General features: G+C 43.4%; 17 protein-coding genes. 8 read left to right on the top strand and 9 right to left on the bottom strand.

The features are described 5' to 3' along the window. Positions 1 to 72: 72 nt before the first annotated feature. From ligA to GWR56_RS00865, 3 genes are read left to right on the top strand one after another with little or no spacing between them, the layout of a single operon-like run. On the top strand, positions 73 to 2,079 hold the full coding sequence (ligA, locus tag GWR56_RS00875) for an NAD-dependent DNA ligase LigA (protein WP_162429315.1): 2,007 nt from the start codon (positions 73 to 75) through the stop codon (positions 2,077 to 2,079). A gap of 13 nt (positions 2,080 to 2,092) precedes the next feature. After that, the gene (locus GWR56_RS00870; RefSeq protein WP_162429314.1) at positions 2,093 to 3,085 is read left to right on the top strand and encodes a Gfo/Idh/MocA family protein; all 993 of its coding nucleotides are present in this window, start codon (positions 2,093 to 2,095) and stop codon (positions 3,083 to 3,085) included. A gap of 15 nt (positions 3,086 to 3,100) precedes the next feature. Then, positions 3,101 to 3,613, top strand: a complete 513-nt coding sequence (locus tag GWR56_RS00865; RefSeq protein ID WP_162429313.1) for a hypothetical protein — start codon at positions 3,101 to 3,103, stop codon at positions 3,611 to 3,613. Positions 3,614 to 3,689: 76 nt separating this feature from the next. Here GWR56_RS00865 and GWR56_RS20525 read toward each other — a convergent pair whose 3' ends face one another. Next, entirely contained in the window at positions 3,690 to 3,863 is a 174-nt protein-coding gene (locus GWR56_RS20525) for a DUF6496 domain-containing protein (protein WP_183551407.1), read from the bottom strand. Positions 3,864 to 4,048: 185 nt separating this feature from the next. On the opposite strand from GWR56_RS20525, the gene GWR56_RS00860 reads away from it, so the two are divergent. Then, positions 4,049 to 5,143, top strand: a complete 1,095-nt coding sequence (locus tag GWR56_RS00860; RefSeq protein ID WP_162429312.1) for an AI-2E family transporter — start codon at positions 4,049 to 4,051, stop codon at positions 5,141 to 5,143. A 27-nt stretch (positions 5,144 to 5,170) separates the two neighbouring features. Here GWR56_RS00860 and GWR56_RS00855 read toward each other — a convergent pair whose 3' ends face one another. Further along, positions 5,171 to 5,476 (bottom strand): hypothetical protein, encoded by a 306-nt coding sequence (locus GWR56_RS00855; RefSeq protein ID WP_162429311.1) that lies wholly within the window; start codon positions 5,474 to 5,476, stop codon positions 5,171 to 5,173. A 28-nt stretch (positions 5,477 to 5,504) separates the two neighbouring features. Between GWR56_RS00855 and GWR56_RS00850 the strand changes: the two genes are divergently transcribed. Beyond that, a complete protein-coding gene (locus GWR56_RS00850; RefSeq protein WP_162429310.1) occupies positions 5,505 to 6,464 on the top strand; it encodes an MBL fold metallo-hydrolase in 960 nt (319 codons plus the stop codon). A 2-nt stretch (positions 6,465 to 6,466) separates the two neighbouring features. On the opposite strand, the gene GWR56_RS00845 is transcribed toward GWR56_RS00850, so the two are convergent. The 5 genes from GWR56_RS00845 to rpsF form a co-directional block, all read right to left on the bottom strand. After that, entirely contained in the window at positions 6,467 to 7,063 is a 597-nt protein-coding gene (locus GWR56_RS00845; protein WP_162429309.1) for a lipopolysaccharide assembly protein LapB, read from the bottom strand. A 50-nt stretch (positions 7,064 to 7,113) separates the two neighbouring features. Beyond that, the gene (mtgA, locus tag GWR56_RS00840; RefSeq protein ID WP_162429308.1) at positions 7,114 to 7,857 is read right to left on the bottom strand and encodes a monofunctional biosynthetic peptidoglycan transglycosylase; all 744 of its coding nucleotides are present in this window, start codon (positions 7,855 to 7,857) and stop codon (positions 7,114 to 7,116) included. Positions 7,858 to 8,007: 150 nt separating this feature from the next. Beyond that, positions 8,008 to 8,451 carry a 50S ribosomal protein L9 gene (gene rplI / locus GWR56_RS00835; protein ID WP_162429307.1) on the bottom strand — a complete coding sequence of 148 codons (444 nt, stop codon included), beginning with the start codon at positions 8,449 to 8,451 and terminating at the stop codon, positions 8,008 to 8,010. Positions 8,452 to 8,467: 16 nt separating this feature from the next. Next, positions 8,468 to 8,731, bottom strand: a complete 264-nt coding sequence (gene rpsR, locus GWR56_RS00830) for a 30S ribosomal protein S18 (protein WP_095705209.1) — start codon at positions 8,729 to 8,731, stop codon at positions 8,468 to 8,470. Further along, entirely contained in the window at positions 8,731 to 9,096 is a 366-nt protein-coding gene (gene rpsF, locus GWR56_RS00825; protein ID WP_162429306.1) for a 30S ribosomal protein S6, read from the bottom strand. Before rpsF ends, rpsR begins: the two co-directional genes overlap by 1 nt. Before the next feature lie 172 nt (positions 9,097 to 9,268). Here rpsF and GWR56_RS00820 point away from each other — a divergent pair, with 172 nt between their 5' ends. Both GWR56_RS00820 and GWR56_RS00815 read left to right on the top strand, forming a co-directional pair. Next, positions 9,269 to 9,562 carry a hypothetical protein gene (locus tag GWR56_RS00820; protein ID WP_162429305.1) on the top strand — a complete coding sequence of 98 codons (294 nt, stop codon included), beginning with the start codon at positions 9,269 to 9,271 and terminating at the stop codon, positions 9,560 to 9,562. A gap of 72 nt (positions 9,563 to 9,634) precedes the next feature. Beyond that, on the top strand, positions 9,635 to 11,461 hold the full coding sequence (locus GWR56_RS00815) for a DNA polymerase III subunit gamma/tau (RefSeq protein ID WP_162429304.1): 1,827 nt from the start codon (positions 9,635 to 9,637) through the stop codon (positions 11,459 to 11,461). Positions 11,462 to 11,526: 65 nt separating this feature from the next. Here GWR56_RS00815 and GWR56_RS00810 read toward each other — a convergent pair whose 3' ends face one another. Beyond that, positions 11,527 to 11,961, bottom strand: a complete 435-nt coding sequence (locus GWR56_RS00810) for a hypothetical protein (protein ID WP_162429303.1) — start codon at positions 11,959 to 11,961, stop codon at positions 11,527 to 11,529. 69 nt (positions 11,962 to 12,030) lie between these two features. Then, on the bottom strand, positions 12,031 to 12,741 hold the full coding sequence (locus tag GWR56_RS00805; RefSeq protein WP_162429302.1) for a hypothetical protein: 711 nt from the start codon (positions 12,739 to 12,741) through the stop codon (positions 12,031 to 12,033). Between the two features lie 259 nt (positions 12,742 to 13,000). On the opposite strand from GWR56_RS00805, the gene GWR56_RS00800 reads away from it, so the two are divergent. Continuing rightward, a complete protein-coding gene (locus tag GWR56_RS00800; RefSeq protein WP_162429301.1) occupies positions 13,001 to 14,230 on the top strand; it encodes an NADP-dependent isocitrate dehydrogenase in 1,230 nt (409 codons plus the stop codon). Positions 14,231 to 14,297 lie beyond the last annotated feature (67 nt).

Genomic DNA, 14,297 nt, shown 5'->3' with positions numbered 1-14,297 from the left:
ATCATGGTAAAAAAATCAGCAGCTATGAACTATGAACCATCAACTATGAACTAAAAAAATTATCTTCGTTACATGTCGCCCAAAGAGCAAATTAAGGCCCTCACTGCCGAACTGAAACAGCACACTTATAATTATTATGTGCTGGCCATGCCTACTATTTCTGATTACGAATTCGACAAAAAGCTGGAGTATTTAAACGAACTGGAAAAGCAATTTCCAGAATTTGCCGATCCGGAATCGCCTACACAGGTGGTGGGCGGCGATATCACCAAGGAGTTTGTGACGGTTAAGCACCGCTGGCCAATGTTATCGTTAGGCAACACCTATAACGAGCAGGAACTGGTAGATTTTGACCAGCGCATACGTAAGGCCATCGGCGATAATTTTGAGTATGTGTGCGAATTGAAGTTCGACGGTTTGTCTATGAGCCTTACTTATGAACAAGGCAAGCTGGCACGTGCTGTTACCCGTGGCGACGGCACCCAGGGGGATGAGGTAACCACCAATGTACGCACGATACATAGCATCCCGAAAAAACTGGGGGAGGGCGATTATCCCGATCTGTTTGAGATACGCGGCGAGGTGTTTATGCACTTAAAAGCATTTGAAAGGCTAAACAAAGAGCGTGTTGATAACGGCGAAGTACCGTACGCTAATCCGCGCAACTTTGCATCGGGCACTATAAAATTACAGGACTCGGCCGAGGTTGCCCGCCGCCCGCTGGATTGCTTTCTGTACGGCCTGTATACCGAGAGGTCCTTATTTAAAACGCATTGGGAAAGCCTGGAAGCTGTTAAAGGCTGGGGCTTTCATGTAGATAATCATAGCCGCCTGGTAAAAGATATCAACGGTGTGTTAGATTTTATAGCTCATTGGGATACCGAGCGCCATAACCTGAGTTATGACATTGATGGCATAGTCATTAAAGTAAACAATTATTCGCAGCAGCAGGAGCTTGGCTATACCGCCAAATCTCCGCGCTGGGCCATATCTTATAAATTTAAGGCAGAAAGAGTTGAGACCGAGCTGCTTGCCGTTACTTACCAGGTAGGCCGTACCGGTGCTGTTACGCCGGTTGCCAATTTAAAACCGGTATTGCTGGCAGGTACCACAGTAAAACGCGCCACCCTGCACAACGCCGACGAAATTACCGAGCGCCTTAAACTGCACGAGCACGATACCGTTTACGTGGAAAAGGGCGGCGAGATCATTCCCAAAATTATCAGTGTAAACCTTGATAAACGCAAACATGGCGCAAAGGCCATTGAATACATAACCCATTGCCCCGCCTGCGATACTAAACTATTGCGCACCGAAGGCGAAGCCGCCTGGTACTGCCCCAATGATGAAGGCTGCCCGCCGCAAATTGTAGGCAGAATGCAGCACTTTATTGGACGTAAGGCCATGAATATCGACGGCTTGGGCGACGAAACCATCAATACACTGTATAACCGCGGTTTTATACGGCATATAAGCGACCTTTATCATCTGCAGGATCACATTGACGAGTTAAAGCAAATGGACCGCTTTGGCGAACAATCCATTAACAACATGCTGGATGGTATCGAAAAATCAAAGCAGCAGCCATTTGAAAAGGTGCTTTTTGGCCTGGGAATACGTTACGTTGGCGAAACCGTTGCCAAAAAACTGGTAGCTCATTTCAAAACCATAGATAAGCTGATGGCGGCCAATGCCGATGAACTCATGGCTGCCGAGGAGATAGGTGGCCGTATTGCCGAAAGTATCACCGATTACTTTGCGGACGCAGATCACCGGCAGGAAATTGAGAGATTAAAGGCCAGCGGCTTGCAGTTTGTGGCCGAGGAAAAAGAATTGACCCTGGCAAGCGATAAGCTAAGCGGGCAAAACTTTATAATATCAGGTACGTTCGAAAAGTTCTCGCGCGATGAATTGAAGGATATCATAGAACAGAACGGCGGCAAAATATTGAGCAGTATTTCTGCCAAGCTAAGCTACCTGGTGGCCGGCGAAAATATGGGCCCTGCCAAACTGGAAAAGGCTAATAAATTAAACATTCCGATAATCAGTGATGACGAATTGCTGGCGATGATCAGCTAAAAATATTTTATAAATGGCTACAATTAAATGGGGTATAATAGGCTGCGGTAACGTAACCGAAAAAAAGAGCGGGCAGGCATACAATAAAATTGCCGGCAGCAAACTGGTGGCCGTAATGCGCCGCGATGCCGAAAAAGCCGCCGACTACGCCCAACGCCACCATGTTGATAAATGGTACAGCGATGCTGAGGACCTAATGAACGACCCTGAAGTAAATTCCGTATCGATAGCCACACCCCCTGCATCACACCTGGAATATGCTTTGCGGGCGATTAAAAAGGGCCTTAATGTGTATGTGGAAAAACCGGTTACCCGCAACGCCGGCGAAGCACAGCAAATGGCTGATGCCGTTAACCAAAGCGGCGCAAAGCTTACAGTAGCGCATTACCGCCGCGCCCTGCCTATGTTTTTACACGTAAAAGGCTTAATAGACAGCGGCGCTATAGGCGATATCAGAACCGTGCAGATAAGGATGTGGCAATATCCGCGGCCTAAGCTGGCGGAGAACGCGCCACCAAACTGGCGGCTACAGCCAGAACTATCCGGCGGCGGGTATTTTCATGACCTGGCCCCCCACCAGTTAGATCTGATGCTTTATTATTTCGGCGAGCCTAAATATTCAACTGGTTCCAGCTTAAACCAGGCCGGCTTTAGTCCGGCTGATGACCATGTTTGCGGGCATATTGTATTCAAAAACAATGTGGTGGTTAACGGCTCGTGGTGCTTCAATGTCGCAAAAAGCGAAGCAGTTGACAGTTGCGAGATCATCGGCACGAAAGGAAAGATCACCTTCCCGTTTTTTGGCACGTTTGTAACCTGTAAGACCGACGAAGGGGAGGAAACGGTAAACTTTACGCACCCCGAGCATATTCAGCAGCCTATGATCACCAAAATAGTATCATACTTTAAAGGTGAAGGCCCAAACCCGTGCACTATTGACGAAGCTGTAGTTTTGATGAAAGTGATGGATTCGTTCACTATCTCTCAGAAATTAGAATTATCTTAGCATCAGCGCAATAGCATGAAAAAGATTTTAACAACCGTTTTGGCTCTTACCTTATTAGGAGGTGTGAAAACTTGGGCGCAAAGTTATGAAGCGCCTAAAGATTATCATTTTAATAACCACGAAGATTATACTAAATACGAGGGAGAGATTGTTAAAACTGCAGACTGGCTGATGAAAACGCCATGGGGGGCCGAGCCTGCTAAAACTGAAGCGGCGACTCAATTTCTTTTGGTATGGGCCCAGGGTACGCCGGATGTTGTAATCGAACTGAAACAGGTGATTATGGATCTTTCGGATGCAAATCCGCAGCTTGGATTTATCTATATGGCACAATTTTCTAAATACGCGATACAGCACAAGGCCGATTTTGATAAAACAAAAGCCAACATGGTTGCTTTAAGGGCAGTGATAGCGAAATATAATATGGAGCCAACCCATAAGCGCGACGGCGATATAGAACGGTTAATTGAACTGGATAAGAACAATAAATTGGAATCGTGGGTAAGCCAAACCTTCGAAAGCAATTAAGCTCAGTAGCGATACTATTTTCAAATACAAAAGCCGTCTAATTTTTTGAGACGGCTTTTGTATTTGAAGATCAATGTTATTTTTTCTTAGGCACCTTAGCACCTTCTTTCCGGGCTTCAGATAAACCTATCGCGACAGCTTGCTTCTTACTGGTAACTTTTTTACCGCTGCCGCTTTTTAACTTACCTTCTTTCATCTCGTGCATGGTTTTTTCCACCTTTTCGCCCGCTTTTTCTGAATATTTTGCCATGGTAGTATGTTTTTTATACTATAATTTATAGCAAAGTGCTTGCCAAAATGATACCAGCAAAGGTTACGCATAACATTTAAAGACGGCACATAAAACATTGTAAAGCCTGAAAATTGTTGCACATTTACATTGCTATTGAAACATATAAAATATATGTATGTTGAGCATTGAAACGTAATACCTGTATGCCTGCAAAAAAACTTATTGCTCCGTTTTACGAAAGATTGGCCCTTATACTTATAGGCCTTTGTGTGTTGGGTTACCTGGTGGTAATGGCCAAGGAGCTGATAGACCCTATGATATTCGGGTTTTTGTTTGCCGTGTTGCTGCTGCCTGTTTCAAACTTCTTCGAAAAAAAGTGCAGGTTACCACGCAGCGCATCATCCTTTATTTCTATACTGCTGCTGGTGGGCTTTGTAGGTAGTATCATGTACCTGATAGGAGCTCAAATCTCTAATATCGCTAATGATTGGCCTATGCTGCAGAGCCAGGTAAAAGAGTCTGTGAATAACCTGTCAGACTGGGTTCAAAATACGTTCCATATTAACGGACATAAACAAATAACCTATGTGAATAGCGCTGCCGACAAAATTATGGCATCGGGTACTGCGGTTCTGGGTACCACTTTCGGCGCGGTATCGTCGCTTGTGCTGTTCTATGTATTTATATTGATATTTACGTTTTTTATACTGTTTTACAGGCGCCTGTTGTTCCGCTTCATTACCTGGGTTTTCAGCGACGAGAACAGGCAAATTGTAGTTGATATAGTAGAGAACGTACAAAGAATACTGCGGCAATACATTTTAGGATTACTTATAGAAATGGTTATTGTAGCAGGCATGGCCATTACAGTTTTTTATATTATTGGTATAAAGTATGCCGCCTTGCTGGGGATTATTGTAGGTGTGTTTAATATTATACCTTACATCGGCATCTTTAGTGCTTTGTTGCTAAGTACTGTTGTAACGTTTGCCACCGGTACTATAAGCCAAACGCTTACCGTGGCTGCATGTACAATAGGCATACACATAGTTGATGCTAATTTTTTGCTGCCTGCGGTGGTGGGCTCAAAGGTGCGGCTTAATGCGCTTATCTCATTCATCGGCATTGTTATCGGCGAAATGATATGGGGTCTGTCGGGCATGTTCTTATCTATACCAACTATCGCCATTTTTAAAATAATATTCGATAGGATAGAAAGCCTTAAGCCATGGGGCTACCTGCTTGGCGGCGATTACGAGTATAAGGAAACTGCGCAAAGGAAAATGAAAACAGAGTGATGTAATAATCGGAGATGGCTACCGCAGTTAGTTTATCAAATCGTAAATACGAATGAACAATGTGGCGGCGTAAGCCATAAGTACCACTGTATTTACCACCAGCAGCCAGTTAAGATCGGTTTTACTGAACTTTTTTACCGAGCATATTATCAGCAAAGCCACGAAGCCAAGTATCAACAAAATAGGGAATATGAGCGTCCAGGCATGCTGTGGGGCAAGGTAAATGTGCTTGAGTTTAGAGGTATCACCCTGCAAAAATGGGATAAGGGCTATCAGCAGTAAAATAAAAAATAAACGGGTTACAATCTTGGCGGCTATCTGGCTTGTCTTCATTAGCGGCCAAATTAGTAAATTTGATGTAATGAATGATTACCGCAAACTATTGCTGCTTGTTTTTTTATGGTTGCCCTTTATCGCAATTGCACAGGTCAATACGGCTGCAACCTCATTTCGCATCGTACCATTAGGCGTTTTAGGTGGTGCCGACGAAAGTAACCTGTCGGCCTATATGCTCGCGCCAAAAGGATCGGATAATTATATCTGTTTAGATGCCGGTACAATTCGCGCGGGGATAGCCAAAGCCATAGCATACAAAACCTTTACCATCCCGGCAGAGCAGGTACTTAAAAAGGATATTAAAGGCTATTTCATCTCGCATGCTCACCTCGACCATGTGGCGGGGCTTATTATGAACTCGCCGGAAGATAGCACCAAGAATATTTATGGTTTGCAAAGTACCCTGAAAACTGTTAAAACGCATTACTTTACCTGGGATAGCTGGGCCAACTTTGCCGATGACGGCGTTGCGCCGCAATTAAAGAAATATCATTATCAATCATTAACGCCCGGCACAAAAATGCCTGTTGAAAATACCGGTATGCAGGTACAGGTATTTCAGCTAAGCCATGCTAATTTAAGCAGTACTGCATTTTTAGTAAGCAGCAAGGATAACTATATACTTTATTTAGGCGATACGGGCGCCGATGAAGTAGAGAAAAGCCAAAACCTGCATAATTTGTGGGTGGCGGTTGCTCCGCTGATAAAAGCCAAAAAGTTGAAAGCGATTATGATAGAAGTATCGTTCCCGAACGAACAACCGGAGAAAAACCTGTTTGGCCACCTTACTCCGCACTTGCTAATGAACGAAATGACAGAACTGGGCAAACTATCCGGTAGATCTTTAAAGGGCTTGAATGTAGTGATAACCCATTTAAAGCCGCCTTATAAAAGCATCCTGAAAATAAAAGCGCAGTTAAAAACCGCAAATAAGCTACAACTGAACTTAATATACCCCAAACAAGGTATAGCTTTACAATTATAAGGCTATTTATCATCCAGCAGATCGATACAGTTTTTGGAAAGGGCCTTTAAACGGCCGTTTAATGTAGCTGCCCCCTGTGCATCATTGATGTTTTTATAAAGCGATTTAATAAGCGATAGGGTATCGTCGTTTGGGTCGCAGGCCTGGGCTTTTTCCAGGCAGGGCAATGCCTTTTTTACCGCTGCTGTATAAAGGCTGGTCAGTCGTTTGGCTTCGTCTTTGTTAGACCTGTTAGCATTAAGTTTATCACCAAGGGCGGTAACATCCTTCATGTACAGGTAGCCTAACGCGCGCTGCACCACATAGTAATCGGGCACGGCCGCGGCAACTTTCTCGTAATATTCCAAGGCCTTTACCGACTGGCCGTCGTTCTCGAACAGGTTGCCAATGGCATAATAAAAGTTTGTCCGGGCGTTGGCCTTCAGTTTGTCCACGTTGGGGATCAGGTCCTGGCCAAGTGTTAACGCCTTATCAGTTTCGCCTTGCAGGCGGGCCAGGTTAAAATCAAGGTATTGATTATACACATCATCGGCAGTTTGTGCACGGCTTGTAAACGCGGCAAAAACTATCGATAAAATTATTAATGATCTTTTTAACATAGACGATGTAATAACGGCGGATTTAGGGTTTTATGTACAAACCAATATAATTAAAACTCGAGCGGGCCAAGCCTGCGCATGTTTTTCATGATCAGGTATTGCCGGTGCTTTAAATAACGCGTTGGCCTGGTGGCGCTCCATTTAAGCGGGCTTGGAAATATAACTGCAATAGCTGCCGCCTGCCGTTTGGTTAGCTTTGATGCCGGTTTGTGAAAATACGCCTGCGATGCGGCTTCGATGCCGTAAATACCATCGCCCATTTCAATAACGTTAAGGTACACCTCCATAATGCGCTTTTTACTCCAGAAAGTTTCTATCAGTATGGTAAACCATGCCTCGAAGCCTTTGCGCACAAACGAGCGGCCCGGATACAGGAAAACATTTTTGGCTGTTTGCTGGCTAATGGTGCTGCCGCCTATCAATTTTTTGCTTTTAGCGTTTTTTTGAATAGCGCGTTCGATGGCCTTAAAGTCAAACCCGTGATTTTCCAGGAAGGTTTGGTCTTCCGCAGCCACGGCGGCACGTTTCATGTTATCGGCAATATCATCAAACGCAACCCATTTCTTATCTATTTTCCAGTCCTTACCATCGGCTTTGCGTTCAAAGCCGCGCTGTATCATCAGCCAGGTAAATGGAGGGTTTACAAATTTGAACAACAATACACCAAACAAGCTGGCAGCAACAAACACAATAACCGCAAGTTTAAGTATGCGTAATACCAGCCTTACTACACCGTTATTGAAAAATCCTTTTGTTTTACTGCCGCCTTTACGGTTGTTTGCTTTTTTAGCCATTTGATGTTTAATCTCCCTAATCTCTGTATAATCTTTATTAAACAAAAAAGGTGCTTAGCCTAAACTAAACACCTTTTTTAAAAATTCCAATATCTAATTCTAAATCCTAATTTCAAATCCGAAATCGTAAATCTAAAATCCGGAATCGATTTACTCAGCAACAACTGAGAAAGGAACCTGAACTTTAACTTCTTTATGCAGGTTAACTATTGCGATGTAATCACCAACAAATTTTGGCTCCTGGTCAAAAGTGATGCGACGACGGTCAACTTCAAAACCTTCTTTTTTAAGGGCATCAGCTACCTGTATGGTATTGATAGCACCGAAGATTTTGCCGCTTTCGCCTGCTTTAGCGCCGATAGAAAGTTTAACACCTTCTAATTTAGCGGCGATAGCATCTGCATCTTTGCGTATTTTTTCTTGTTTAAACTGTGCCTGCTTTAAGTTTTCTGCTAAAACTTTGCGAGCGCTTACAGTTGCTAATATTGCGTAACCTTTAGGGATAAGAAAGTTGCGGCCATAACCTGGCTTTACATTCACTACATCGTCTTTATCGCCGAGGTTTTTTACGTCTTGTTTTAAAATAACTTCCATTGCTTTTTACCTCCGATTATTTTAATGAGTCTGTAACATAAGGTAATAAACCGATGTGGCGGGCACGCTTAACGGCCTGTGCCACTTTACGCTGAAACTTCAACGAAGTACCTGTTAAACGGCGTGGTAACACTTTACCCTGGTCGTTAACAAACTTTAGTAAAAAGTTAGCGTCTTTGTAATCGATATACTTAATACCATTCTTTTTAAAACGGCAGTATTTCTTACGGTTATCCTCCACCTTTGGAGCGGTAACGTATTTAATTTGGTCGTTTGCCATTAGTTGTTTTCCTCCACTTTAGCTGCAGGCTTCTTGTTAAAGGCACCGCTGCGTTTTTTGTCGTTGTAAGCTATGGCATGTTTATCCAAAGCAATAGTAAGGAAGCGTAACACACGCTCATCGCGCCTTAATTCAACTTCCAGTTTGTTAATAAGATCACCGGGAGCCTTGAATTCAGTTAGGTGATAGTACCCTGTAGTTTTCTTTTGAATAGGGTACGCTAATTTTCTCAAACCCCAATTATCCTCCTGGACAATTTCGGCTCCGCCATCAGTTAAAACTTTGCTGTATTTGGCAATTGCCTCTTTAGCAGTTTCATCTGATAACAACGGGGTTAGAACGATCACGATTTCGTACTGTTGCATTATTATTTTGATTTTTAATTATTTATCCCTGTATATCGGGGCTGCAAATGTAGGTATAAATAATATATAAAGCAAACGATATGAGTTGTATTTTAAGGCATATTTGCCGGGGCTAAAGCGCTTTAAATATCACCTATGGCATGTTCTTTGACTGTATAATAAAAACATCGCCATGAATTATATATTTCACCCTTACGATTTTAATGATGTTCGGTTTGCTGTAATGGCAATGCAATTGCCAGGGGGCGTAAATCAGGACCATCATGAGGACTTTGCAGATGACCTTAACCTTGAACCAACAGATACCGGGAACCCGGTGGAAGGCGATTGGAACGACGAGGACGATGAGGATTTTGACGACCAGACGGAGTCTGTCAATGACCTGCACGAAATACAGGTTGATGATGACCTTGGCGAACCCGACCCCGAGGATGACGATCACCTACCCGAAGAGGAATTGCAATAGCACGCGTTTGATTTTATTCACAATCCCTATTTGAGGTTTTAACTTAAAGCAATTGTTGCTACCTTAGCATCTGTGGATAATTTCATTGTTTCGGCACGCAAATACCGCCCGGCTACTTTCGATACCGTTGTAGGTCAGCAACATATAACTAATACGTTAAAAAACGCTATTAAGAATAACCAGCTGGCGCAGGCATTTTTATTCTGCGGGCCACGCGGGGTGGGTAAAACAACCTGTGCGCGCATACTGGCAAAAACCATTAACTGTACCAATTTACAACCCAATGGCGAAGCCTGCGGTGAGTGCGATAGCTGCCGCGCGTTTATGAACGGAAACTCGTTTAACGTACATGAGCTTGATGCGGCATCGAACAACTCGGTTGATGATATCCGCAGTTTGATAGAACAGGTACGCATTCCGCCACAAGCTGCCCGCTACAAAGTTTATATTATCGACGAGGTGCACATGCTGTCGCAGGCCGCTTTTAACGCCTTTCTGAAAACGCTTGAAGAACCACCCAGCTATGCGATCTTTATATTAGCTACTACCGAGAAGCATAAGATACTGCCAACCATATTATCGCGCTGCCAGATATTTGATTTTAACCGCATCAGGGTAGAGGATATGGCCGGCCACCTGGCAGGCATAGCGCAAAAGGAAAATATTGCTTACGAAACTGACGGCCTGCATATAATTGCCCAAAAAGCCGATGGCGGCTTGCGCGATGCGTTGTCTATGTTTGATCAGATAGTGAGTTTTAGCGGTGCGAATATTACTTACAAAACAGTAATTGATAACCTTAATATCCTTGATTACGATTACTACTTTAATATAACCGATAAGCTTTTAACAGAGGACGGCGCCGCCACGCTGCTGCTGTTCGACGAGATATTAGGTAAAGGGTTTGACGGGGCGCACTTTATTTCCGGCCTGTCAGAACATTTCCGTAACCTGCTGGTGGGCAAGGATGCGTCAACCATAAAATTATTGGAAGTTAGCGAAACCATTAAGACGCGTTACCTGCAGCAGTCGCAGGCGGCCTCTGTATCGTTTTTGCTATCGGCCATGAATATTGCCAACCAGTGTGATATCAGTTATAAGCTAAGCAAAAACCAGCGCTTGCAGGTTGAACTTGCCTTGCTTAAAATGAGTAACCTGCTCTCGGTGTTCAACCTCGCTGCTCTGCCCGCGGGCGAAAACGCTGCTGCCCCAAACGGGGAGTTAAAAAAAAAACCTGATACCTCAGTAAATAGTACACCGGCTGCAGCGACCGACGAATTAAGAGTTGCAAGGGACAACCCGGTTACCTATAATAAAACCCCATCCGTTGCATCGCCCGCTACACCGTCAATGGCTATGCCGACTGCCGAAGCAAAGGCAGAACCCGTTGTTGATAAGCCAAAGGTTTTTATCCCTAACGTGCATTCGGCGGCTACTTCTGTTAAAATACCCTCGTTAAAAGATTTGGGTAAGCAGGTTGAAGAAGCGGCGTTAGAGGAAGACGACCCTTACTTGAAAGGTACCGATAAAGAGCCTTTTACCATAGATGAGTTTTTACAGTTATGGACCAACCATGGCGCTAAACTTAAGGCCGAAGGCAAACCCGCTACTTTATATACCATATTTACCTCGGTAACGCCGATAGTTTTAGGCCCCGAAGCTTTTGAGGTGCCGGTATCCAACAAGGTACAGGAACTTGCCTTTAGGGACGAGCGGCCATATTTGCTTAACTTTTTACGTACCACGTTAAAAAACTTCAGCATTGAGGTTAACGCACGTGTAGATGAGCAAACTGTTGCCCGCAGGCCGTACACGGCTATGGAGAAATTTCAGTACCTGGCAGCCAAAAACCCCCAGCTAATAGATCTGAAAAATAAATTTAACCTTGATTTTGATTGACAAAAGATGCGAAGCATCGCGTTCCCGGCAAAATTTGCAGATACGCAATACTTCGCTTTTAATTATTACTTCAAAATATCCGGTGTGTCGTTTTTAGGATAACCTTCTTCGTCAAGATCATCCCGGTCATCTTCGGGTGTATGTGCCAGGGCTGCATCGCGTGGGTTAAGCTCTACTATTTTCCCGGTATCAATATGCATACCCAGGGTATCAGCATCGGTTTCTAACGACCGGTTAGCATCATATTCACCGTTGGTATCGTATGGGTTAGCTTCGTCGTAGGTGGAGTTGAAGTCCTCGCCATCTTTTGCAGCGGTATCATACGGGTCAGGATGATCGTAATCGGGATTGTCACCTTTTACATCGTATTCGTAGCTATTGGTGCTTTCGTCGTAGTTAAGGTTTTCGCCGTCGCCGGTTTCGTTAATATCGTCGTTTAGCGGGGTGTTCCTGTCCTCTGGGTCAGTAACAAAATCCTGGTTTTGGTTATCGGGTATCATAGCTTATAGTTTTACGTATATACACTAAAATCCTGCCAAAAAGTAACGTAGCTATAATATAGCTGCGAATTAATTTATAGACTTACGGTACGATATCACATCGCCAAGTGCGAATTTGACACCTAACGAGTATTGTACCAGTTTATCGTTGCTACTCCCGGCAGTGAAACCGTCCATGTTATCTGTAAGGTCCATGTTAAACTGGTAAGCCAGGTCTATTTTTATAGACGGTTGATTATACTTGTTAAATATCTTAAACTCGTAACCTATCCGGGCCGGTATGTATAACTCGTTACTTTTGTTTAACCCCGCGGTAGTAAATTCGGGTGTCGTGTTTGATATACGGTTGATATTTTTCTCGTCTATTTTGTTGAAAATGTAGCCAAATCCCGTAGACAAATAAAAGTTCTTAGCTATATTCATCAACCCGCCGCCCGAATAATCTATTAATTCGCCGGCTTGCAGTTGCCCTCTGAATAATATTGATGTATATCCGTTTTTAAAGTACCTGCCCGATTTCGATTTCCGGTTTCCGCCTTCTAGAGTGCCATTTTGTAATTCAACCAGGTAGTTAACAAATGGTGTTTGATTATAAATAAAGCTAACGTTTGCCGCTACTGTAGATTTTAAGGACTCTGCGTCGCCGTATAACTGATTTACGCTGCCCCCAAAACCAATATCATATTGAGCATAATCGTAGCCCACCTGCGCCTTTGATATAAGTGTAATTGAGGATAATAATAGGGTAAAAAACGTTGTTTTAGTAAGCAACTTTATCATATGTAAGGCAATAATAGGCTAAAAAGCAGATGTATAAATTTTTATAAAAGTAGCATCAAACTTTTAAATAGCAACAAAAACGTCAAATAAATTGTACTTGCTAACAAAAACGAAACGCTGGCGATAGTATTTTAATGAACGCAAATTATACGCTATATTATTGTTTGTGCAGATGGAAATGTAATTTAATGGGCGTATGTTTTTGCAAATAAAAATGTAAGTTTGAAGCCGTTTAATAAAAAATTATCATAAATCAGGTATGTCAAAAATTAAAGTAGAAAACCCGGTAGTAGAACTGGATGGCGATGAAATGACCCGCATAATCTGGAAGTTCATAAAAGATAAACTGATCATCCCTTACCTTGACCTGGATATAAAATATTACGACTTAGGTATCGAATACCGTGATGAAACCGATGACCAGGTTACTGTTGATGCCGCTCATGCTATTTTAAAATATGGCGTAGGTATAAAGTGTGCTACCATTACGCCTGACGAGCAGCGTGTAAAGGAGTTCAACCTTAAACAAATGTGGAAGTCGCCAAACGGAACTATTCGTAATATCTTAGATGGCACGGTTTTCCGCGAGCCTATCGTTATGGCAAACGTACCCCGCCTGGTACCTAACTGGACAGCTCCAATATGCATTGGCCGCCACGCTTTTGGCGATCAGTACCGGGCTACTGATTTTGTAACCAAAGGAAAAGGTAAACTAACAGTAACGTTTACGCCCGAAGATGGGGGTACAGAGCAGTCATTTGAAGTATATAACTTTAAAGGTGATGGCGTTGCCCTTACTATGTACAATACCGACGAATCTATCCGTGGGTTTGCACATGCCTGTTTTAACCAGGCGCTGATGAAAGGCTGGCCTTTATACCTGTCTACCAAAAACACCATCCTTAAAAAATACGACGGGCGTTTTAAAGATATATTTGAAGAGATATACCAGGCCGATTATAAAACCAAGTTTACTGAAGCAGGTATCACTTACGAGCACCGCTTAATTGACGACATGGTTGCATCGGCCCTTAAATGGAATGGTAACTTTGTTTGGGCTTGTAAAAACTACGATGGCGACGTACAATCTGATACGGTTGCACAGGGCTTTGGCTCGTTAGGATTAATGACGTCTACGCTGGTTACGCCAGATGGCACCGTAATGGAAGCCGAAGCCGCGCACGGTACGGTAACACGCCACTATCGCGAGCACCAGGCAGGCCGCCCGACCTCAACCAACCCTATCGCTTCTATCTTTGCATGGACACGCGGTTTGGAGTTCCGCGGATTGCTGGATAATAACCAGGAACTGGTTAACTTCTGCAAAACTTTAGAGGAAGTTTGCATTGAAACGGTAGAAAGCGGCAAAATGACCAAAGATTTGGCTATCACCATAAAACCAAAGGTTGAGCATGGTACCGATTACCTGTACACCGAAGAATTTTTGGAAGCTATTAACGAGAATTTAAAAGCGAAGTTGGGTAAGTAAAAAGCCCGATAAAAGTATGAAGCCTGCTCTTTTAGAGCAGGTTTTTTTATGCCTTATTTTTCGAATA

This window comes from Mucilaginibacter sp. 14171R-50 (assembly GCF_010093045.1).
Taxonomy (GTDB): domain Bacteria; phylum Bacteroidota; class Bacteroidia; order Sphingobacteriales; family Sphingobacteriaceae; genus Mucilaginibacter.
The sequence above is the reverse complement of the archived record's forward strand: the minus strand, read 5'-3'. Positions and strand labels throughout refer to the sequence as shown.